17 protein-coding genes are annotated in these 20620 nt (G+C 72.1%); 7 read left to right on the top strand and 10 right to left on the bottom strand.

All coding sequences use genetic code 11. From position 1 onward, the window contains the following. Positions 1 to 180: 180 nt before the first annotated feature. Together AB0Q90_RS29815 and AB0Q90_RS29810 are read right to left on the bottom strand one after the other, a co-directional pair. Entirely contained in the window at positions 181 to 1401 is a 1221-nt protein-coding gene (locus AB0Q90_RS29815; RefSeq protein WP_363158576.1) for a cytochrome P450, read from the bottom strand. An 84-nt stretch (positions 1402 to 1485) separates the two neighbouring features. After that, entirely contained in the window at positions 1486 to 2496 is a 1011-nt protein-coding gene (locus tag AB0Q90_RS29810) for a DUF2278 family protein (protein ID WP_363158577.1), read from the bottom strand. A gap of 184 nt (positions 2497 to 2680) precedes the next feature. Here AB0Q90_RS29810 and AB0Q90_RS29805 point away from each other — a divergent pair, with 184 nt between their 5' ends. Continuing rightward, on the top strand, positions 2681 to 3121 hold the full coding sequence (locus tag AB0Q90_RS29805; protein WP_363158578.1) for an SRPBCC family protein: 441 nt from the start codon (positions 2681 to 2683) through the stop codon (positions 3119 to 3121). Between the two features lie 24 nt (positions 3122 to 3145). Then, positions 3146 to 4444: a lanthionine synthetase LanC family protein gene (locus AB0Q90_RS29800; RefSeq protein WP_363158579.1), complete on the top strand. Its 1299-nt coding sequence runs from the start codon at positions 3146 to 3148 to the stop codon at positions 4442 to 4444. Here AB0Q90_RS29800 and AB0Q90_RS29795 read toward each other — a convergent pair. The 5 genes from AB0Q90_RS29795 to AB0Q90_RS29775 all read right to left on the bottom strand — a co-directional run bounded on the left by AB0Q90_RS29795 (position 4396) and on the right by AB0Q90_RS29775 (position 11135). Further along, positions 4396 to 5547, bottom strand: a complete 1152-nt coding sequence (locus AB0Q90_RS29795; RefSeq protein WP_363158580.1) for an XdhC/CoxI family protein — start codon at positions 5545 to 5547, stop codon at positions 4396 to 4398. The two genes, AB0Q90_RS29800 and AB0Q90_RS29795, sit on opposite strands and share 49 nt — an antisense overlap. A 52-nt stretch (positions 5548 to 5599) precedes the next feature. Then, positions 5600 to 7057 carry an NCS2 family permease gene (locus AB0Q90_RS29790; RefSeq protein ID WP_363158581.1) on the bottom strand — a complete coding sequence of 486 codons (1458 nt, stop codon included), beginning with the start codon at positions 7055 to 7057 and terminating at the stop codon, positions 5600 to 5602. A gap of 225 nt (positions 7058 to 7282) precedes the next feature. Then, positions 7283 to 9667, bottom strand: coding sequence for a molybdopterin cofactor-binding domain-containing protein (locus AB0Q90_RS29785; RefSeq protein WP_363158582.1), 2385 nt, complete (start codon positions 9665 to 9667; stop codon positions 7283 to 7285). A 5-nt stretch (positions 9668 to 9672) separates the two neighbouring features. Further along, complete coding sequence (locus AB0Q90_RS29780; protein WP_363158583.1) at positions 9673 to 10245, bottom strand: (2Fe-2S)-binding protein; 573 nt, start codon at positions 10243 to 10245, stop codon at positions 9673 to 9675. Then, positions 10245 to 11135, bottom strand: a complete 891-nt coding sequence (locus AB0Q90_RS29775) for a xanthine dehydrogenase family protein subunit M (protein WP_363158585.1) — start codon at positions 11133 to 11135, stop codon at positions 10245 to 10247. The genes AB0Q90_RS29780 and AB0Q90_RS29775 overlap by 1 nt, the downstream gene beginning before the upstream one ends. A gap of 376 nt (positions 11136 to 11511) precedes the next feature. Here AB0Q90_RS29775 and AB0Q90_RS29770 point away from each other — a divergent pair, with 376 nt between their 5' ends. Then, positions 11512 to 13185 (top strand): PucR family transcriptional regulator ligand-binding domain-containing protein, encoded by a 1674-nt coding sequence (locus AB0Q90_RS29770; RefSeq protein ID WP_363158586.1) that lies wholly within the window; start codon positions 11512 to 11514, stop codon positions 13183 to 13185. Positions 13186 to 13311: 126 nt separating this feature from the next. Further along, entirely contained in the window at positions 13312 to 14088 is a 777-nt protein-coding gene (locus tag AB0Q90_RS29765; RefSeq protein WP_363158587.1) for a hypothetical protein, read from the top strand. Between the two features lie 216 nt (positions 14089 to 14304). Here AB0Q90_RS29765 and AB0Q90_RS29760 read toward each other — a convergent pair whose 3' ends face one another. Further along, positions 14305 to 15087 (bottom strand): GntR family transcriptional regulator, encoded by a 783-nt coding sequence (locus tag AB0Q90_RS29760; RefSeq protein WP_363158588.1) that lies wholly within the window; start codon positions 15085 to 15087, stop codon positions 14305 to 14307. Between the two features lie 155 nt (positions 15088 to 15242). Between AB0Q90_RS29760 and AB0Q90_RS29755 the strand changes: the two genes are divergently transcribed. Beyond that, on the top strand, positions 15243 to 16094 hold the full coding sequence (locus AB0Q90_RS29755; protein WP_363158589.1) for a (2Fe-2S)-binding protein: 852 nt from the start codon (positions 15243 to 15245) through the stop codon (positions 16092 to 16094). 303 nt (positions 16095 to 16397) lie between these two features. Next, complete coding sequence (locus AB0Q90_RS29750; RefSeq protein ID WP_363158590.1) at positions 16398 to 17438, top strand: DUF2637 domain-containing protein; 1041 nt, start codon at positions 16398 to 16400, stop codon at positions 17436 to 17438. A 67-nt stretch (positions 17439 to 17505) separates the two neighbouring features. Here the strand turns inward: AB0Q90_RS29750 and AB0Q90_RS29745 are convergent, their stop codons facing one another. Beyond that, a complete protein-coding gene (locus AB0Q90_RS29745; protein ID WP_363158591.1) occupies positions 17506 to 17988 on the bottom strand; it encodes an ATP-binding protein in 483 nt (160 codons plus the stop codon). A gap of 493 nt (positions 17989 to 18481) precedes the next feature. After that, on the bottom strand, positions 18482 to 19102 hold the full coding sequence (locus AB0Q90_RS29740) for a hypothetical protein (RefSeq protein ID WP_363158592.1): 621 nt from the start codon (positions 19100 to 19102) through the stop codon (positions 18482 to 18484). A 226-nt stretch (positions 19103 to 19328) separates the two neighbouring features. Here AB0Q90_RS29740 and AB0Q90_RS29735 point away from each other — a divergent pair, with 226 nt between their 5' ends. Beyond that, positions 19329 to 20603, top strand: coding sequence for a helix-turn-helix domain-containing protein (locus tag AB0Q90_RS29735; protein ID WP_363158593.1), 1275 nt, complete (start codon positions 19329 to 19331; stop codon positions 20601 to 20603). Positions 20604 to 20620 lie beyond the last annotated feature (17 nt).

Genomic DNA, 20620 nt, shown 5'->3' with positions numbered 1-20620 from the left:
TAGTAAATCACCAGGTCACGACGGGTGCAATTTCCGCCACTAAGTGCACCACGAAAGAAATTCGACTCATATTCGAGCGGAATTGGAGCCACCCGGAATACAGTCCATCGGCCACAACTCCACACCCGGTCCCGGAAATGCAGAATTACATGGGATACACGGAGGGTGCGGCAGGCTGAATTACCAGGTCAGGCGCAGCCGGTAGGGAGAGCGGTGGATCATCGTGGGCCGCATGACGACCGGGTGGTCCGCCGCCAGCCGCAGACCGGGCAGGCGGCGCGTCAGCTCCTCCAGGGTGAGCCGCAGCTGTTCGCGCGCGAGCCGGTCGCCGGGGCAGCCGTGGGCGCCCAGGCCGAAGGCGAGATGGCGACCCGGGGAGCGGGTGATGTCGAACGCGTCGGGGCGCGCATGGCGGGCCGGGTCCCGGTTGGCCCCGCCGAACGCCACGAACAGCGCCGCCCCCGCGGGCAGTTCGGTGCCGGCGAGGGTGACCGGGCGGGTGGTGACCCGGCGGAAGCCCTGGAGGGCGCTGTCGTAGCGGGCGGCCTCCTCCACGGCCGCCGGGATGCGGTCGGGTTCCGCGCACAGCAGCCGCCACTGGGCCGGGTGGCGCAGCAGGTGCAGCACCGTGGTGCCGATCAGGGCCGTGGTGGTCAGGTGCCCGGCGATCAGCAGGTTCTGGAGGTGGGCGACGAGTTCATGGCGCTCCTCCAGGGTCAGCTCGCCCTCCCCGGGGCGGCGCACGGACGCCACGAGCTCCGTGCACAGGTCCTCGCGCGGGCGGGCGTGCCGCTCGCGGACCTGACGGTCGAGGAGCTGCTGCATGGCGACCACGTCCTCGGCCGCGGCGACCTGCTCGGCCTCCCGCAGGGGCCGGAACAGCAGTTCCTCGGCGCGGTACCCGCCGTGCACGACGGCCGGTACGTCCCCGGGGTCGAGGCCGACGATCCGGCCGATGACCTCGCCGGGGAGCCGGCGGGCATAGGCGGCCATCAGCTCCGCCTGCCCGTCCTCGGCGAAGGCGGCCACCAGGGCGGCGGCCCGCTCGGCGGCGTACGGCAGGACGGCGCTGACGCGCGCCGGTGAGAGGCCACGCACGATCGGGGCGCGCAGCCGCTGGTGCAGGGCCCCGTCGGCGGTGACGACGACGGGGCGTCCGCCGAACCCGCGGCCGAGGACGGCGAGCGCGGCGGGCGAGGGCAGCACATCGGGCCTGAGCGCGTTCGCCGACGAGAAGTCCTCGGGGCGGCGCAGCACCTCACGGACGTCGGCGTCGCGGGCGACCATCCAGGCGTCCAGCTCGGCGACGCGGGTCAACCCCTGGGCGTGCCGGGCGCGCTCGTAGTGCGGGTACGGGTCGCGCGCCAACGCGTCGCGTCTGCCGTGCGGTTCGCGGTCCACGAGACGCCCTCCGGCCGGTGGAGCGGTCGCGCTCATGGTGCCGTACGCATGTGCGGGTTCGGTAGGCGGCATTCGGCCGCCGCGTCAGAAGACGACGGACCAGCCCTCCCGGGCCGCCTGGGCGGCGGTGTAGGAGACGCCGTGCACCTTCAGGCCCTTCGGGTCGAAGAGGTTGATCTCGCCGCCGCGGTTGCCGAGTTCGGTGTCCTCGGTGAGGGCGATTCGCAGGCAGTCGCCCGCGGCCAGCGGGCCGGCCGGTACCGGCGCGCGCCTGCCCTGCCGGCCGCCGAGGGTCCACCCGGTCAGGTCGACGGGGTCGGGCGAGGCGTTGAGCAGGGTCACGCTCTCCGCCTCGGGCGCCGGACCGCGCGGGTTGACCAGGGCGGCGACGATCCGGACGGGCCGGGTGCCTGGCTCGGGGCGGGTGCCGTCGACCGCGTCGAGGGCGTGGCCGGTGGTGTCGTCGGTGTGCCAGGACTGGCTCTGGAAGGCGAGGAAGATGCCGACCCAGCGCTCCTGCGCCGGGAAGTGCAGCAGGATCGCGCCGTCCTGCCGGACGCCGTCGTCGCCGCGGAAGCGACGGCTGTTGCCCTGGTTCATATGGATGTCGTGGACGCCGTTGCCTGGCAGGAAGCCGAACACCTTGTCCCGTAGTGCCTGTTCGGGCCCCCAGCGCTCGCCGAAGACGTACAGGCGGGCCTCGGGGTCGTCGACCGCGCGCCGCACGTAGTGGTCGAGGAGGTCGGCGAGGTCGTTGTCGGGGCCGGCCAGGTCGGGCGGCAGCTTGCGCATCCGGGCCGGGTCGAAGAGGTTGCCGCGCACGAAGTCGAGGTTCGGCCCGTCGGAGCCGGACGGCAGCGCGTTCCAGCCGCTCGGCAGGCCCGCCAGCCGGGCGGCGACCGGGTGCCGGAAGTCGTCGGCGACGAAGTACAGCAGTTCGGAGGGCTGTTGCTGGGACAGGACGTTCACCGAGGCCCGGTACTGGGTGCCGTGATCGTCCGTCAGATGGATCTGGTAGTGCGGGGTGTCGACGGCGCCCTCGCGCCGGGTGTCGACCGCCCGTGTGATGAGAACGCCGTAGGACTTCAGTGGCATGACGACCAACTCCCCCTGGAACGCCTGGTCCTGGACGAAGGGTAGGGCCCGCGCGCGCTCCCGGACGGGACTTCGCGCGCGTCCACGCCCGCTGTACGTCCGCCCGACGACCCCGCGTTGCCCCAAGTGCGTGAGACGTCCACGAGTACGCCGCTGAGCAGGCCGGATTCCCTAAGATCGTCCTGTGGTCAACTTCCTGCTCGAACGCACGGCACCCCTCTCCCCGTCCGAGGCCTGGCGCCGCCTCACGCAGTGGCCCCGCCACGGCGAGGTGGTCCCGCTGACCCGCGTCACGGTGCTGACGCCCGGCCCAACTGGTGAAGGCACGGTGTTCGTGGCGCGTTCGGGGCTCGGCCCGCTCTCCTTCGACGACCGGATGGAGGTCACCGTGTGGCAGCCGCCTGCGGAGGACACGCCCGGTCTGTGCCGTCTGGAGAAGCGGGGCCGGATGGTGCGGGGCTGGGCGGAGATCGAGGTGCGGCCCGGTCCCGGCGGCCGGGCGCGTGTCGTGTGGCGCGAGGAGCTACGGGTGCGTCTGCTCCCGGGGTTCTTCGACAAACCGCTGCGGGCAGCGGCGACGTATGTGTTCGGGCGTGCGGTGAACCGCCTGCTGAGACGGCCGTGACGGCCGCGTGCCAGAGTGAGGACCATGACCACCAAGGAAGTTGACGAGGTCGAGGAGCTGGCGGCGGACGGCCTGCGCTGGCTCCTGGACGTGGCGCGGGAGCACGACGACGGCGGCCTCGGCTGGCCCACCCGCCCCTCCGACCCCGCACTCAACCCCATCCTCTACAGCGGTACGGCGAGCGTCGTGCCGGTGCTGCTGGAGGCGCGGCGGCACTTCGGTGACGACTCCTACGGCGACGCCGCCGTGCGTGCGGCCCGGGGTCTCGCCGCCTCGGTGGACGGCTGGGAGGACGACTCCCTGTACTTCGGCCGCACCGGAATGGCCCTTGCCCTGCGGGCCGTTCACGACGAGCTGGGCGACCCCGCGGCGGGCGTCGCGGCGGACCGGGCCATGGGGCTCGTGCGGGCACGGTTCGACGGGACCCGCTGGGGCGAGCTGTTCGAGCTGATGGGCGGCAACGCCGGGATCGGCCTCGGTGCGCTGCTGCTCGGGGACGTCGACCTGGCCGTACGCGCGGTGGAGCCGTATCTGCGCACGGCGGAGCGGACCGCGACGGGCGTCCAGTGGCCCTTCAAGCCCGAGGTGCCCGGCCGGATGCACCACATCTCGCACGGCACGCTGGGCGTCGTCTGCGGGCTGGCCTCGGTGGGTGTCGCGACCGGCCGGACGGACCTGGTCAAGCTCGCGCTGGAGGGGGTCGCGGACGTCGTCTCCCGTGACGAGGCCGGTCCCGAGGGCTTTCTGGTGCCCCACTCCGACCCTGCGCACGCCCCCGAGCGGACCCCGCGGTACAGCTTCGGGTGGTGTCACGGCCCGGCCGGCGACGCCCAGGTCTTCCGGCTGCTGCGGGATCTCTTCGGCGGCCCCGTCTGGCCGGCGCTCGCCGACCGCTGCTGGCACACCGTCACCCGCTCCGGACTGCCCGAGCGGCTGCGCCCCGGTTTCTGGGACAACAACGGCCGCTGCTGCGGCACGGCGGGCGTCCTGGCCCTCGCCTCGGACCGGATCGCCGAACAGGGCGACGCCCCGGACTTCGCCCGGCTGCTGGTCGCGGACCTCACCGCGCGGGCCGTCCGCGACACGGACGGCGCGCGCTGGTCGAACGTCGAGCACCGCGCCGACCCGAGCGAGCTGGAGCCGTGCACCGGCTGGGCGATGGGCAACGCGGGCATCGTGCGCGAACTGCTGCGCTTCGTACGGCTGGAGCGGGGCGGCGACCCGGACTACGCCTTCGCCTGGCCGGACCAGCCCGCGGTACGGCGCTCCGCCGCTCAGGCCACGGACCCGATCCGCCCGGCCGGCAGCGACGCCGTGTCGTGATGGATCGGCGTGTGGGCGCCGGTCAGTGAGACTCCGCTGCCGCCGCGCCGGTCGGCCACGATCTCGGCGGCGATCGACAGGGCCGTCTCCTCGGGCGTACGGGCGCCGAGGTCGAGCCCGATCGGGGACCTCAGACGCGCCAGCTCCAGCTCGGTGACGCCCACCTCCCGCAGCCGCTCGTTGCGTTCCAGGTGGGTGCGGCGCGAGCCCATCGCGCCGACGTACGCGACCGGCAGGCGCAGCGCGAGCCGGAGCAGGGGTACGTCGAACTTGGCGTCGTGGGTGAGGACGCACAGGACGGTGCGGGCGTCCACCCGCGTGCGCTCAAGGTAGGTGTGGGGCCATTCGACGACGATCTCGTCGGCCTCCGGGAAGCGGGCCTTCGTCGCGAAGACGGGCCGGGCGTCGCACACGGTGACGTGGTAGCCCAGGAACTTGCCGACCCGGACCAGCGCCGACGCGAAGTCGATCGCGCCGAACACGATCATCCGGGGGGCCGGCACGGAGGACTCCACCAGAACCGTGAGCGGTGCTCCGCAGCGAGAGCCCTGCTCTCCGATCTCCAGGGTGCCCGTACGGCCGGCGTCCAGGAAGGCGCCCGCCTCGGCCGCGACGGTGCGGTCCAGTTCGGGATGGGCGCCGAAGCCGCCCTCGTAGGAGCCGTCGGGGCGGACGACGAGCGCGCGGCCCGTCAGTTCCCGCGGTCCGGAGACGATACGGGCCACCGCCGCCGCCTCGCCGAGTGCGGCGGTGGCGAGGGCGGCCGCGACGACCGGGCGGACGGGGTCGCCCGCCCGCACCGGTACGACGAGGATGTCGATGATGCCGCCGCAGGTGAGCCCTACGGCGAAGGCGTCGTCGTCGCTGTAGCCGAAGCGCTCCAGGACCGACTCGCCGTCCTCAAGGGCCTGTTGGCACAGTTCGTAGACCGCGCCCTCCACACAGCCGCCGGAGACCGAGCCGATCACCGTGCCGTCGCTGTCGACGGCGAGCGCCGCGCCGGGCTGGCGGGGCGCGCTGCCGCCGACGGCGACCACGGTCGCCACGGCGAAGTCACGGCCCTGCTCGACCCACCGGTTGAGCTCCTCGGCGATGTCCAGCATCTCTCGGTCTCCTTAACGGCGGTTGTGCGGAAGGGACTTGATCATGGCCGGGCTAATGGACGCCCAGCCAGCTCTCGATCGGGTTGAGAGCGAAGAACACCACGAAGATCACCGTGAGCGCCCACATGAACACGCCGATCTCGCGCGTCTTGCCCTGGGCGACCTTGATGGCGACGTAGGAGATGACGCCGGCGGCGACACCCGCGGTGATCGAGTACGTGAACGGCATGATCACGACGGTGAGGAAGACCGGGATCGCGGTGGCGCGGTCGGCCCAGTCCACGTGCCGGGCGTTCATCATCATCATGGCGCCGATCACCACCAGGGCCGCGGCCGCGACCTCGCCGGGCACGATCGCCGTGAGCGGGGTGAAGAACAGACAGGCCGCGAAGAACAGGCCGGTGACGACCGAGGACAGACCCGTACGGGCGCCCTCGCCGACCCCGGTGGCCGACTCGACGAAGACCGTCTGGCCCGAGGCGCCGGACACACCGCCGATCGCACCGCCCGCGCCGTCGATGAACAGCGCCTTGGACAGGCCCGGCATCCGGCCCTTGTCGTCGGCCAGCTTGGCCTCGGTGCCGACGCCGATGATGGTGGCCATCGCGTCGAAGAACCCGGCGAGCACCAGCGTGAACACGATCATGCCGACCGTCATCGCGCCGACCTCGCCCCAGCCGCCGAACTCGACGTCGCCGAAGAGGGAGAAGTCCGGCATGGAGACCGCGCTGCCGTGCAGCTCGGGGGCGCCGCTGGCCCACTGGTCGGGCTTGATGACGTCGAACGCGTTGAGGGCGACCGCGATCACGGTGCCGCCGACGATGCCGATCAGGATCGCGCCGGGGATGCCGCGCGCCTGGAGCATGAAGATGGCCAGCAGGGTGACGGCGAACAACAGCACCGGCCAGCCGGCCAGTTCGCCCGTCGGGCCGAGGGAGAGCGGGGTGGCCTCGCCCTGGTGCACGAAGCCGGCCTTGGAGAAACCGATCAGGGCGACGAACAGACCGATGCCCATGGTGATCGCGTGCTTGAGCGCGAGCGGGATCGCGTTCATGATCATCTCGCGCAGGCCGGTGACGACCAGCAGCATGATGACGACGCCGTACATCACGCACATGCCCATGGCCTGCGGCCAGGTCATCTGCGGGGCGACCTGCGAGGCGAGGACGCCGGAGACGGAGAGGCCGGCGGCCAGGGCGAGCGGCACCTTGCCGAAGAAGCCCATCAGCAGCGTGGTGAAGGCCGCCGCGAACGCGGTCGCGGTGATCAGGGCCTTCTGTGCGAGCGTGTCGCCCGCCGCGTCCTTGCCGGACAGGATCAGGGGGTTGAGCAGGAGGATGTACGCCATCGCCATGAAGGTGGTGACGCCGCCGCGCACTTCGCGTGCGACGGAGGATCCCCGGTGGGATATGTGGAAGTACCGGTCGAGCCAAGAGCGTCCGGCGGGGACGCGGGTGCCTTCACCCGCATCTTCGGCGACGGTCTTCGGCTCCAGTGACTGCTGGGTCATGTGGGCCTACTCCCAAGGTTCAAAGGGGCCCCCGCAAACAACCGCGGGCGCGGTTGCGGGATTTGGGAAGGTGCTTCGGCCGCACGACCCGGGGGACGGCCCGAGACGAACGATCAGGATCTGGTACTGACTGCCTTGCGCCAAGTTCCGCGAGCGGTGCGGTACTTGGTTACTCCGGGCGGCGCGGCGAAGTGTGACGTTCCCTGCGCCGCCCGGAGAGACTTGCTACGCCGTGCCCGTGAGGTGTTCGGGCCTGACCGGCGTCCGGTTGAGCTCCAGCCCGGTCGCGTTCCGGATCGCCGCGAGGACGGCCGGGGTCGACGACAGGGTGGGGGCCTCGCCGATGCCGCGCAGCCCGTACGGGGCGTGCTCGTCGGCGAGTTCGAGCACGTCGACGGGGATGATCGGCGTGTCGAGGATGGTCGGGAGCAGGTAGTCCGTGAAGGACGGGTTCCTGACCTTCGCGGTCTTGGGATCGACGACGATCTCCTCCATCACCGCGACTCCCATGCCCTGGAGCGTGCCGCCCTGGATCTGGCCGAGGACGGACAGCGGGTTGAGCGCCTTGCCGACGTCCTGGGCACAGGCCAGTTCGATGACCTTCACCAGGCCGAGCTCGGTGTCGACCTCGACGACGGCGCGGTGCGCGGCGAAGGAGTACTGGACATGGCCGTTGCCCTGGCCGGTGCGCAGGTCGAAGGCCTCGGTCGGCCGGTGCCGCCACTCCTCCTCGATCTCCACGGCCTCGTCCTCCAGGACGTCCGTGAGATCGGCGAGGACCTCGCCGCCGTCGGTGACGACCTTGCCGCCCTCCAGCAGCAGCTCGGCGGTGGCCCAGGCGGGGTGGTAGGAGCCGAACTTGCGGCGCCCGATCTCCAGCACCTTCTCGCGGACCAGCTCGCAGGCGTTCTTCACGGCGCCGCCGGTGACGTACGTCTGACGCGACGCGGACGTCGAACCGGCGCTGCCCACCTGCGTGTCGGCCGGGTGAATCGTCACCTGGGCGACACCCAGCTCGGTGCGGGCGATCTGCGCGTGGACGGTGACTCCGCCCTGGCCGACCTCCGCCATGGCGGTGTGCACGGTGGCGACGGGCTCGCCGGCGATGACCTCCATGCGCACCTTGGCGGTGGAGTAGTCGTCGAAGCCCTCGGAGAAGCCGACGTTCTTGATGCCGACCGCGTAGCCGACACCGCGTACGACGCCTTCACCGTGCGTGGTGTTGGACAGACCGCCGGGCAGCTGCCGTACGTCGGAACCCTCGCTGGACTCCCACTGACGCTCCGGCGGCATGGGCATCGCCTTGACGCGGCGCAGGAGTTCGGCGACCGGGGCCGGGGAGTCGACCGGCTGCCCGGTCGGCATGATCGTGCCCTGTTCCATGGCGTTGAGCTGCCGGAACTCCACCCGGTCCATGCCCACCGCGTCGGCCAGCTTGTCCATCTGCGCCTCGTAGGCGAAGCACGCCTGGACGGCGCCGAAGCCGCGCATGGCGCCGCAGGGCGGGTTGTTGGTGTAGAGGGCGATCGCCTCGATGTCGACGTCGTCCACGACGTACGGGCCGACGCTCAGCGAGGAGGCGTTGCCGACGACCGCCGGGGAGGCCGACGCGTACGCGCCGCCGTCCAGGACGATCCGGCACTTCATGTGCGTGAGCTTGCCGTCCTTGGTGGCGCCGTGCTCGTAGTAGAGCTTCGCCGGGTGGCGGTGGACGTGCCCGAAGAAGGACTCGAAGCGGTTGTAGACGATCTTGACCGGCTTGCCGGTGCGCAGCGCCAGCAGACAGGCGTGGATCTGCATCGAGATGTCCTCGCGGCCGCCGAAGGCGCCGCCGACGCCGGCCAGCGTCATCCGGACCTTGCTCTCGGGCAGGCCGAGGACCGGGGCGATCTGCTTGAGGTCGCTGTGCAGCCACTGGGTGGCGATGTAGAGGTGGACGCCGCCGTCCTCGTCCGGCACCGCGAGACCCGACTCGGGGCCGAGGAAGGCCTGGTCCTGCATGCCGAAGGTGTACTCGCCCTTGACGACGAAGTCGGCCTTCTTGGCGGCCTCTTCGGCGTTGCCGCGGACGATCGGCTGGCGGTGCACGATGTTCGGGTGCGGCACATGGCCGATGTGGTGGTCGTCGCGGCCCTCGTGGACGAGGATCGCGTCCGGCGCGGTCGCGGAGGCCTCGTCGGTGATGACGGGCAGTTCGCGGTACTCGACCTTGATCTTGGCGGCCGCGCGGCGCGCGGTCTCCGGGTGGTCGGCGGCGACGATCGCGACCGGCTCGCCGTGGTGGCGTACCTTGCCGTGGGCGAGGACCGGGGTGTCCTGGATCTCCAGGCCGTAGTTCTTCACGTCGGTCGGCAGGTCGTCGTACGTCATCACGGCGTACACACCCGCCATGGCCAGCGCCTCGCTCGTGTCGATGGACACGATCTCGGCGTGCGCGACGGTGGAGCGGAGGATCTGCCCCCAGAGCATGTCCTCGTGCCACATGTCGGAGGAGTACGCGAACTCGCCGGTGACCTTGAGGGTGCCGTCCGGGCGGAGCGTGGACTCGCCGATGCCGCCCTTGGTCTGGGACCCCTGGGTGATCTTCGTGGGAGCGCCGTTCGTTGGCATGTCGCTCAGACCGCCTCTCCCTGCCGGGCGGCCGCGAGGCGGACCGCGTCCATGATCTTCTCGTAGCCGGTGCACCGGCACAGGTTGCCCGAGAGCGCCTCGCGGATGTCCGCGTCGGACGGGTTCGGGTTGCGCTCCAGCATCTCGTCGGCGGCAACCAGCAGACCCGGCGTGCAGAAGCCGCACTGGACGGCGCCGGCGTCGATGAACGCCTGCTGGATCTGGGAGAGTTCGGTGCCCTCGCCGGTCTGGGAGTCCTGCCCCTTGGCGGCCCAGCCCTGGGCGTCCTGAAGCGACGTACCACAGGCATCGGTACCGCAGGAGCGCTGCTTGGCGTAGTCCGCGAGTCCCTCGACGGTCACCACCTCGCGGCCCTCGACCTGCCCCGCCGCGACGAGACACGCACACACCGGCACGCCGTCGAGGCGGACCGTGCAGGACCCGCACTCGCCCTGCTCACAGGCGTTCTTCGAACCCGGCAGACCGAGCCGCTCGCGCAGCACGTACAGCAGGGACTCGCCCTCCCACACGTCGTCGGCTTCCTGCGGACGTCCGTTGACCGTGAAATTGACGCGCATTACGCGACTCCCTCCGTGCGTGCGGCGGTGCCGCGGTACGACTCCCACGTCCAGGTCAGGGTGCGGCGGGCCATGATGCCCACCGCGTGGCGGCGGTAGCTCGCGGTGCCCCGGACGTCGTCGATCGGGTTGCAGGCGCCGGAGCACAGCTCGGCGAACTGCTTGGCGACCGACGGGGTGATGATCTTGCCGTTGTCCCAGAAGCCGCCCTCTTCCAGGGCCGCGTTCAGGAACTCCTCGGCGGCCTTCGCCCGGACGGGCGTCGGCGCGGCGGACCCGATGCCCGTACGGACGGTCCGCGTCTCGGGGTGCAGCGCGAGCCCGAAGGCGCACACGGCGATGACCATGGCGTTGCGCGTACCGACCTTGGAGTACTGCTGGGGCCCGTCGGCCTTCTTGATGTGCACCGCACGGATCAGCTCGTCGGCGGCGAGCGCATTGCGCTTGACGCCGGTGTAGAACTCGTCGATGGGGATACGGCGCGACCCGCGCACCGACTCCACCTCGACCTCGGCGCCGGCCGCCAGCAGGGCGGGATGGGCGTCGCCGGCCGGGGAGGCGGTGCCGAGGTTGCCGCCGACGCCGCCGCGGTTGCGGATCTGCGGGGAGGCGACCGTGTGCGAGGCGAGAGCCAGGCCCGGCAGCTCGGCGCGCAGGTCCTCCATGATCCGGGTGTACGGGACGGAGGCACCCAGCCGCACGCTCTCCTCGCCGACCTCCCACTCGGTGAGGTCGCCGATGCGGTTCAGGTCGAGCAGGTACTCGGGCCGGCGGTGGTCGAAGTTGATCTCGACCATCACATCGGTGCCACCCGCAATCGGCACAGCGGTGGGGTGCTCTGCCTTCGCGGCGAGCGCCTCCTCCCAGCTGGCGGGGCGAAGGAAGTCCATGACCGGCTCTCTTCTTCGTCTCGTGGGTCGTACAGATTGAGCCAATCCGTGTGCGGCGGGCCCGGCTCGTTCATGTGCTGTTAACGCGGAGTGAGGCCAGTACACAGCGCCTTGCTCCACCGGGGTCAGTCACGGAAACCATGAAGGAGTTGGCTGGCCAGGCCAGGCATCTTGTAGATTCGTATGAACGGAGGTCATCAGAAACCTCTTCGCTTTCCTGTGGAAACGTGCGACACGCCCCGCGTGACCTGGGACACAGCCGAATCGTGGGCCACAGGACGGCGGGCAGTGCTCACCGGCCCGCCGAACGGGCCCGAGAGCCCACCTTTTACTAGATCCATCGTAGATTTCGAGACAAAGAACGGCGGCGACGAGAATGCGGCTGCGCGCACTGCTGGACACCGACGCGCTGGGCCTCAAGCTGCTCGGCGGCGAAGACGAGCTGGATCGCACCGTACGCGGTGTGATGACCACGGACCTGCGGGATCCCAGCCGCTACCTCTCCGGCGGCGAGCTGGTGCTCACCGGCCTGGCCTGGCGCCGCGACGCCGAGGACTCCGAGCCGTTCGTACGGATCCTGGCGCAGGCCGGGGTGGCCGGGCTGGCGTCCGGCACGGCGGAGCTCGGCTATGTCCCGGAGGACCTGATCCTGGCCTGCGCCAGGCACCGCCTGCCCCTGTTCGGCGTGCACGAGGCGGTGGCCTTCGCGACGATCACCGAACACGTCGTACGGCAGGTCTCCGGGGAGCGGGCCGGCGACCTGGCGGCCGTCGTGGACCGCCACCGCCGGATGATGACCTCGGGGCCCGCGGGCGGCGGTCCGGACGTCGTCCTGGACCTGCTCGGCACGGACCTGGACCTGCGCGCCTGGGTCCTGTCCCCCGCCGGCCGGCTGATCGCGGGCTCCAAGGCATCGGGCCCGGCCCTGCCCGCCGACGCCTGCGCCAAGCTGGCGGCCGAGCACCTGGCGGCCGCCCGCACGGGCCGCAGGGGCCCGCACCGGGTGACCCTCGGCTCGACGGTGTACTCGCTCTTCCCCATCCGCAGCACCGGCCGCTCCCCGCAGGCCTCCCGCGACGTGCGCGAGACGGTCCTGTCGGACTGGCTGCTGGCCGTCGAGGCGGACGCCGGGGACTGGCCGGAGGAGCGCCTGGACCTCCTCCAGGGCGTCACCCAGCTGATCGCGGTGGAGCGCGACCGCAGGGACGCGGCCCGCACGGTCCGCCGCCGCCTGGCCCAGGAGGTCCTGGAACTGGTCCAGACGGGCGCGGCCCCCGCCGAGATCGCGGCCCGCCTGCGCGTGGCCGCCCCGGTCCTGCTCCCCGGCCTCGGCGCGGCCCCGCACTGGCAGGTCGTGGTGGCCCGGGTCGAGTGGGAGGGCGGCGAGGTGGAGGGCGGCCCGGTGGCCCAGTCCCTCCTGGAGGAAATCCTCGTGGACCCGCTCACCACGGGCCCGGAGCCGTCCGACCGCATCGCGGTCGCCCACACCGGCGACGAGGCGATCGCGCTCGTACCGCTGCCCGCGGTGTCGGCCGAGCACGACGGCTCGGAAGAGGGCATCCTCGCCGACGCCCTCCTGGAGTCCGTACGGGACCCGCTGGCGGCCGGCCTGGACGACGACGGCCGGGTCACCCTGGGCGTCAGCGCGTCGGTCCACTCGGCGGAGGGCCTGCGAGGCGCCCTGGAGGAGGCGAGGCACGCCCGCAGAGTGGCGGCGGCACGCCCCGGCCGGGTCTGTGCGGCGGGCCACCAGGAACTGGCCTCCCACGTCCTCCTGCTCCCCTTCGTCCCCGACGACGTGCGCCGGGCCTTCACCGCCCGTCTCCTCGACCCCCTCCGCGACTACGACCGCCGCCACCGAGCCGAACTCATCCCCACCCTCGAAGCGTTCCTGGACTGCGACGGCTCCTGGACCCGCTGCGCGACCCGCCTCCACCTGCACGTCAACACGCTGCGTTACCGGGTGGGCCGGATCGAGCAGTTGACGAGCCGGGACCTGTCGCGGCTGGAGGACAAGCTCGATTTCTTCCTGGCCCTGCGGATGAGCTGACCTCCAAGTGGGCGCGCGTTCCCACGACTTTGTGAATTCCTTCACCCACCCCCTTGGCCATGACCGCCCGCAGATGCTGAAATGCGGCGACCACTCATAGCTCAATGGCGTGCTCGGGGAGGGCAAGTGGCGCATACCGCCATGTCTGGTAACGGAACGACCGCCGGTGACGATCCACTCCAGACCGCGGTATGGCGGCTGCGCTCACGCGCATGCTGGGCCGACGCGGCAGCCCTGCTCCACCCCGACACCCCGGCCGCCGCACTCCAACGGGCCTCGCTGCTGGTCGAACGGTGTCTGTACACCGAGCAGGGCTGGGAGGACGCCGAGGACGCGCTGCGCACGGCGGAGGCCCAGGCGCACAGCGACGAGGAGCGGGGCGCGGCCGCTTGTGAACGCGGGCAACTTGCCTACGCGGCCACGCTGCACACGGTGCGGGACCGGGCGGACGAGGCGCGGGCGGCCCTGGGCCGGGCGGCGGCCCTGATCCCGCCGGGAGCGCCGGGCAGGGCCCTGCTGGACTACCGCCGGGGCCTGCTGGCGGAGAACCTGGCCCGCTCCCCGCAGGCGGCCCGTGCCGCGTACCGCAGGGCCCACGCGGCGGCGACAACCCACGCCGACCCCCTCCTCCTCTCCTTCACCTGGCGCCACCTCGCCGGACTGGCCCTGCGCGACGGCGAGTTGGCCGAGGCCCGCCACGGCTTCGCCGAATCCCTAAGGATCCGCGAGGAGTTGGGCTACCTGGTGGGCACGGCCCCCGCACTCGTGTCCCTGGCGGACACGGAAACCGAACCGGAGGCCTCCCGCCTGCGCGAGGAAGCCCGCCGCCTGTTCCGCCTCCTGGGCGGCGTACCGACCTGGCTGGCCCACCAGCTGTCCCCACCGGACGCGGCAACGGCGTAGCCGCAACGCCGGGGAGGGCGCCGACCCGCAGTGGCCCACGGGAAGGGGACGTGCCGGGGGGTGTCCGCCCGCAGCGGCGGGCGCCAACTCCGTTGCCGTACCAAGAAACAGACCGCCCGCCCGAGGACGGACACCCCCCGGCGCGGCCCCGACCCACCCACCACGACCAGGCGCTACGCGCACCCGCACCGAACCGCAACAGGCCGCCGCAGGCACCTACGCGAAGTGCTCCCCCACCAGCACCCGCACCACATCCAGCTCCCGCGCGACCAACGCGTCGAGCAGCGCCGTGTGTTGGGCCGCGTCAGCGATCAGCTCGGCCCGCCCCCGCCCCCCGACCAACGGCCACTGCGACCGCCGATGAAGATCCTCCGCGATCTGCACCAGCTGCTCGTTGCCCGCCAGCCCCAGCACCGCCCGGTGAAACGCCCGGTCCGACTCGGCATACGTGGCCCGGCACCCGCTCGACGCCGCCCGCACCGTGGCCTCCGCCAGCGGCCGCAGCTCCGACCACCGCTCCGCGGGCACCGTCCGCGCAAGCCGCAGCACCACGGGCACCTCGATCAGCGAGCGCACCTCGGCCAGCTCCGCCAGCTCCCGTGCCCCGCGCCGGACCACCCGGAACCCCCGGTTGGGCACGACCTCGACGGCGCCTTCGAGCGCAAGCTGCTGCATGGCCTCACGCACCGGCGTGGCGGAAACCCCGAACCGCTCGCCCAGCACGGGCGCCGAATACACCTCACCGGGCTTCAGCTCGCCCGCCACCAGCGCGGTCCGCAGCGCATCGAGAATCTGCCCCCGCACCGAGGACCGCTGAACGACGGCACGATCCCCCTCCACGCCGGCCCGCGGCCGCGGAATGGGCGGTTCGCTGTGCGTGTGCTCCCCCCGCACATCCCCGGCCCCGGGCTGCACCGGCACCCGCGGCGCCACCGCGCCCCGGACCTGCGGAACCCCGGCCGCCGCCGCACCGGCGGAGCCTCGCGCACCCTGCTTCACGGGCTCCTCCTCCGGACGTGTCGGTACTTGGGGTCATTACGGCGGGTTGTTACTCGCCCGTCAAGCACCATAAGCGCACGGGCCGTCAGTTCAAATCCACTCGATCTCGGGTAAGGTAAGGCTTACCTTCAAACATGAGTGACTCGGGAGCCCGGATGCCTGTACCCCGTTCCGCCACGACGGACGCGTACACCCGGCTCACCGAGGTCATGCCATCACTGGCGGTCACCGAACTCACCCCCACGGACCCCACCCCCACCAACCCCGGCCGGTTCACCGCCGCCGCGCTCGCGCAGGACGCCACCGCCCTGGACACCTTCCTGGCCTGGGACGACGCCCAGGTCCTGCGCGACTACGGCACGCAGGCCCGCCCGGACGTGGTCGCCAGTTTCGGCCTGCACCGCTACGCCTGGCCCGCCTGCCTGCTGATCACGGTCCCTTGGTTCCTGCACCGCCGCGTCCCCCGCCTCCCCGTGACGCACGTCTCGTACGACCGCACGGCCCCCGGCCTGGCCCTCGGCCACATGACCGTCCGCCCGACCGCCGGTTTCGCCTGCCTCCCCGACGACCCGGCCGCGGCGCTCCCCGGCGCCCGGGTGGTCCCGGACGAGGAGGCGCTGCGCGCCGAGGTGCGCGGCGCGGTCGCCGACCACCTCGAACCCGTCCTCGCCGCCTTCGGCCCCCGCATGCGCCGCCGCGGCCGCGCCCTGTGGGGCATGGCGACCGACGACGTCGTGGAGGGACTCTGGTACGTCGCCCATCTCCTCGGTGAGGAGGAGCGGGCGATGCGCGAGCTGGAGCTGCTGCTGCCGGGCGCGACCAAGCCGTACGCCGGCTCGGCGGCGTTCCGTGTGCTCACGGGCCCGAACGGCGAGCCGCTGCCCACCCGGGACCGGGTGAGCTGCTGCATGTTCTACACCCTGCGCCCCGAGGACACCTGCGCCACCTGTCCGCGCACCTGCGACACGGACCGGGTCACCAAGCTGCTGGCCACGGCAGCCAGTTGACGCACCCCCGGACCGTGCACCCCGCTCCGGTCCGCTAAGATCAACTCCCAAGGCCACCCCCGCACGGTTACAGCCGTTTCACAACTTCCTCACTCGTCGCAGGAACTTTCCGTGGAACCACCCGTACGGGTAGTCTTATTCGAACTCAACTCCCGCCCCTCAAGCGGCAGTTCGAGCAGAACGCCGCCCTGGGCATCCCCTTGCACCTCCTTGGCGGCCTCTTGCCCCGAAAACCCCTGAGGGCCGTTGGGATTGGGCCACTATGGCGGGCGTTACGCCCTATCCCAATGCAAGGGACCCCAGATGAGACTGACCGACATATCGCTGAACTGGCTGCTTCCGGGCGCCGTACTGCTCCTGGGCACGCTGGCGGCGGTGGCGGTGCTCGCGCGCGGAAAGCGCTCCTCGGGGAAGGACACGAGCGACGACTCGTGGGAGCGCAGCGAAGAGCGCCGCAGGCGCAAGGAGGCCATATACGGCACGGTCTCCTATGTGCTCCTGTTCTGCTGTGCGGCGGTGGCCGCGGCGCTCTCCTTCCACGGCCTGGTCGGCTTCGGCGAACAGAACCTCGGACTCACCAACGGCTGGCAGTACCTGGTCCCGTTCGGCCTGGACGGAGCGGCGATGTTCTGCTCCGTGCTGGCGGTGCGCGAGGCGAGCCACGGTGACGCGGCGCTCGGCTCCCGGATACTCGTGTGGACGTTCGCGTTCGCCGCGGCCTGGTTCAACTGGGTGCACGCGCCCAGGGGCCTCGGCCACGACGGCGCCCCGCACTTCTTCGCCGGCATGTCCCTGTCCGCGGCGGTGCTCTTCGACCGGGCGCTGAAGCAGACCCGCCGGGCCGCCCTGCGCGAGCAGGGTCTGGTGCCGAGGCCGCTGCCGCAGATCCGCATCGTCCGCTGGCTGCGGGCGCCCCGGGAGACCTACAGGGCCTGGTCCCTGATGCTCCTGGAGAACGTGCGCAGCCTGGACGAGGCGGTCGAGGAAGTGCGCGAGGACAAGCTGAAGAAGGAGGAGCAGCGGCTGCGGCGCCGCGAGGCGCAGCGCGTGGAGCGTGCCCAGCTGAGGGCCATCAGCCGCGGCCACCGCGGTTTCGTCGGCCGTGGCGGCGGGCGTCAGGTGGAGGTGCAGGCGGTGGAGCGCGGCTCCGACCGGGTCACCGCGGAGCCTGCCATATCGACGCCGGAGCAATTGCCCGTACGTACGCGTCCCTCACTGCAGCCCGTACGCAAAGGCTCTGACTCGCTGACCGTCGACCTCACCGCGGAGGACGACACGATGGCCCTGCCGCGTCTGGACTCCCTGGAGCGCAAGCTCAAGGACCTGGAGCAGCAGTTCGGCTAGAGACCGGCCTCATCGGACGAACCCCGAGAGGGGGGTACGACTTCCACGTCGTACCCCCCTCTCGTCGTCACAGGAGACCGGCGTCGAGTTCGAACCACACCGCCTTCCCCACGGCGTGCGGGCGCACTCCCCACGCGTCCGCGAGGGACTGGACGAGGACCAGGCCCCGGCCGTGCGTACCGTCGTCGGCATTCGGTACGCACAGGCGGGGCCTGTGGGACACGAAGTCCCGTACCTCCACGCGCAGTCCATCGGGCTCCACGGTGGCGGTCAGGACCGCGTCGTGGTCCGTGTGGACGAGCGCGTTGGTGACGAGCTCGCTGGTGAGCAGTTCCGCTATCTCCGATCGTCCGGGCCTCCCCCAGTGCCGTAACAGCCTGCGCAGTTCCCTGCGGGCCTCGGGCACCGCCCTGAGATCCGCCCGCCCGAGCCTGCGCCGGAGCTGGTGCGCCTGCGCCGGTTGCGCGAGGCCGTCGGGCTTGTCCTCCGTCGTCTCCGCCGAGAAGGCCCCGATCGCCGTGGGACCGCCTCCTCGTGCCTGCCTCTTCATGACCCCCGCCCGCGTGCCGATGTCGGTTCCCCTCCTGCTCGAACACGTTCACGGGAACCATGCCCCGTCGGGCACGCGACAGTCATGTCGATTCGTCAACTACCCGGTGTCCGGCCAGGAAAGGGCCGCCCTGGACGACATGGGGACGGTGGCGGGAAGGTGTACGGAACCCTTCGTTCGGGCCGGCCGGTGCATACATGCAGCGTGTCGCCGGGCGGCAGCGGCCGGTTCCGGCCGATCCGAGGCGAGGAAAGCCCTGGTGGGCGTGGCGGAGGCGACGAGCGGGCACGGCATCCGCGTACCACGGGTGAACGGGCGGGCCACCGGGGCGGATCACCGGGCACCCGGACGGTCCTGACCGCACCGGATGGGCCCAACTGTCCATCCGCGTCTGCCGATCCGGCCGTAGCCGACTTCGGGACAACCGCTGCGGGGCCGCCCTCCCGACCCCCGTGGCGGGAGGGCGGCCCCGTCTCCTGTTGCGGTCGTGCGGTCAGTGGAGCTTGTTCACGGCCGTCTTCGTGGTCTTCTTGAAGGCGGCCACCGGGGCATCGCCGAAGTCGCCCATCTGCGCCCACTCCACGACGGTGACGGTCCGGCCGTCCCGGCCCACGGAGAGCAGCCGGATGTCCTGGGCGCCCCAGGAGGCCTCGGTGTACAGGCCGTGGACGCGGGCGCCCTCCTCGACCGGCAGCGTGCCGTAGGACTTGTGGGTGGCCTCGATGTCCGGGTACGCCCGCTCGATGCGCCCGGCGCAGGAACGGATCGCCTTGTTCAGGCTCGTGGCGAATGCCTTGGCCTTGGCGGCGGTGCCGACACGGACGTTCAGCTGGCGGGCGTTGGTGTCGAGGTCGGTGTGGAACTCGCGGTAGCGCGAGTCGTAGGCGAGCAGCGCCTCGTCCAGACAGAGCCGCAGTTCGTCCGGGACTCCGTCGGTGACCTTGCCGGCGGTCCAGGCGGACGAGGGGTGGGGCGGGAGTTCGGAGGCCGACAGGAACCGGGGCGCGCTCGCCGCTCCGGTGGCGGCGCCGGCCGGTACGGTGAGGGCCGCACCGGCGACGAGGCCTGCGACGGCGAGTACGGTGACCGCGCCTGCTCGGGTGCGCTTGGGCATGGGTGTCCCCCGTGGGTGAGTGCATGGGTGCGGGTCGTCGTCACCGCGCCGCCGGAAGGTCGGCCCGGCGGTCGTCGGTGCGACACCAAGAGCATCAGCGGTCACAGGACCCGGGCGCAACAGGGGACGCCGGTTCCCTCGTGGTGGAACCATCCCAGGCCGCCTGACGTGCAGGTACATGGGGTGCCTGGGATGCCGTCCCGGGTCGGGAGAACACGGGGGAAGGGTGTCGGCACCAGACGATGTGGCCCGGTTCGCGGAATCTCTGCGGGAGTTGAAGGACCGCACGGACCGCAGCTACGGCTCGCTCGCGCGCCGGCTGGGCATGAACACCTCCACGCTGCACCGCTACTGCGCCGGCGACGCGGTCCCGCAGGACTACGCCCCCGTGGAGCGCTTCGCCGCCCTGTGCGGGGCGTCGGCGGAGGAGCGCATGGAACTGCACCGCCGCTGGCTCCTGGCGGTGGCGGCACGGCAACGGCCCCGGGCCGCGGCGGCACCACAACCGGCGGACCCGCCGGAGGAGCCCGCCGACGCGACACCGGAACCGGAACGGGAACCGGAACCCGCCCCTCCGGGCCGCCCCTGGTACCGCCGCCGACGGACCACGGTCGCCGCGGCCGTGGCATCGGTGCTCCTCGCCACGCTCGGCACCCTCTCCGCCCTGGACACCGGCCCGGGCGACAGGACCGCCGACGACCCGGCCCGGGGCGCGGGCACCCCTCGTACCACCGCACCCGGCCCGACCAAGAGCCCCCTGCCCCCGTCCCCCACGACGACCGAGCCGTCCCCCTCGGACGGGAGTACGGCGAAGCCGTCGCGCACGCCCGAGGCCGAGGAGAGCAGCGGCGCCCCGTCCGCGCAGGGCGAGCCGGTGGCCGGTGCGCCGCTGACCTGGACCGCCGACTCCCAGGTCTGGGCCCAGGGCTGCGGCCACGACTACGTCATCGCCAGGCCGCCGGCCCAGGTCCCGCCGCCTCCGGCCCCGCAGGACGCCGGTAGCTGGGCCGCGGCGGAGGGCGCGGTGCACGGGCGGGAGACGATGGTGCGGATCTCGGTGCAGGGGCGGACGTCCACGGCCGTGGTCCTTGAGGCCCTGCGGGTACGCGTCGTGGGCCGGTCGGCGCCCGCCGAGGGCAACGCCTATGCCATGGACCAGGGGTGCGGAGGGGCGGTGACCCCGCGCTACTTCGACGTCGACCTCGACATCGACCGGCCCCTCGCCCGCCCGGTCGACGGCAACGACTCGGGTACGACGATCCCGGCCATGCGCCTGCCCTACCGGGTGTCCGCCGAAGATCCGGAGGTGCTGCTGGTCAGCGCCCGGACCGGGGGCTGCGACTGCCGCTGGTACCTCGAACTGGACTGGTCCTCGCAGGGCCGCACCGGCACGGTCACCATCGGCGACGACGGCCGCCCGTTCCGCACGACGGCCATCGAGGGCCTGCCGCGCTACGGCTACGACACCGCCACCCGCCAGTGGGGGCCGTACAACCCCTGAGAGCCCGCGCTGTCCGC

Source organism: Streptomyces sp. NPDC079141, from assembly GCF_040686775.1.
Lineage (GTDB): Bacteria > Actinomycetota > Actinomycetes > Streptomycetales > Streptomycetaceae > Streptomyces.
The sequence above is the reverse complement of the archived record's forward strand: the minus strand, read 5'-3'. Positions and strand labels throughout refer to the sequence as shown.

Coding starts and splice junctions, on each gene's coding strand:
- AB0Q90_RS29775 (WP_363158585.1), bottom strand. CDS start 11,135: ATGGACTTCCTTCGCCCCGCCAGCTGGGAGGAGGCGCTCGCCGCGAAG.
- AB0Q90_RS29780 (WP_363158583.1), bottom strand. CDS start 10,245: ATGCGCGTCAATTTCACGGTCAACGGACGTCCGCAGGAAGCCGACGAC.
- AB0Q90_RS29745 (WP_363158591.1), bottom strand. CDS start 17,988: ATGAAGAGGCAGGCACGAGGAGGCGGTCCCACGGCGATCGGGGCCTTC.
- AB0Q90_RS29810 (WP_363158577.1), bottom strand. CDS start 2,496: ATGCCACTGAAGTCCTACGGCGTTCTCATCACACGGGCGGTCGACACC.
- AB0Q90_RS29755 (WP_363158589.1), top strand. CDS start 15,243: ATGCCTGTACCCCGTTCCGCCACGACGGACGCGTACACCCGGCTCACC.
- AB0Q90_RS29790 (WP_363158581.1), bottom strand. CDS start 7,057: ATGACCCAGCAGTCACTGGAGCCGAAGACCGTCGCCGAAGATGCGGGT.
- AB0Q90_RS29740 (WP_363158592.1), bottom strand. CDS start 19,102: ATGCCCAAGCGCACCCGAGCAGGCGCGGTCACCGTACTCGCCGTCGCA.
- AB0Q90_RS29770 (WP_363158586.1), top strand. CDS start 11,512: ATGCGGCTGCGCGCACTGCTGGACACCGACGCGCTGGGCCTCAAGCTG.
- AB0Q90_RS29795 (WP_363158580.1), bottom strand. CDS start 5,547: ATGCTGGACATCGCCGAGGAGCTCAACCGGTGGGTCGAGCAGGGCCGT.
- AB0Q90_RS29750 (WP_363158590.1), top strand. CDS start 16,398: ATGAGACTGACCGACATATCGCTGAACTGGCTGCTTCCGGGCGCCGTA.
- AB0Q90_RS29800 (WP_363158579.1), top strand. CDS start 3,146: ATGACCACCAAGGAAGTTGACGAGGTCGAGGAGCTGGCGGCGGACGGC.
- AB0Q90_RS29785 (WP_363158582.1), bottom strand. CDS start 9,667: ATGCCAACGAACGGCGCTCCCACGAAGATCACCCAGGGGTCCCAGACC.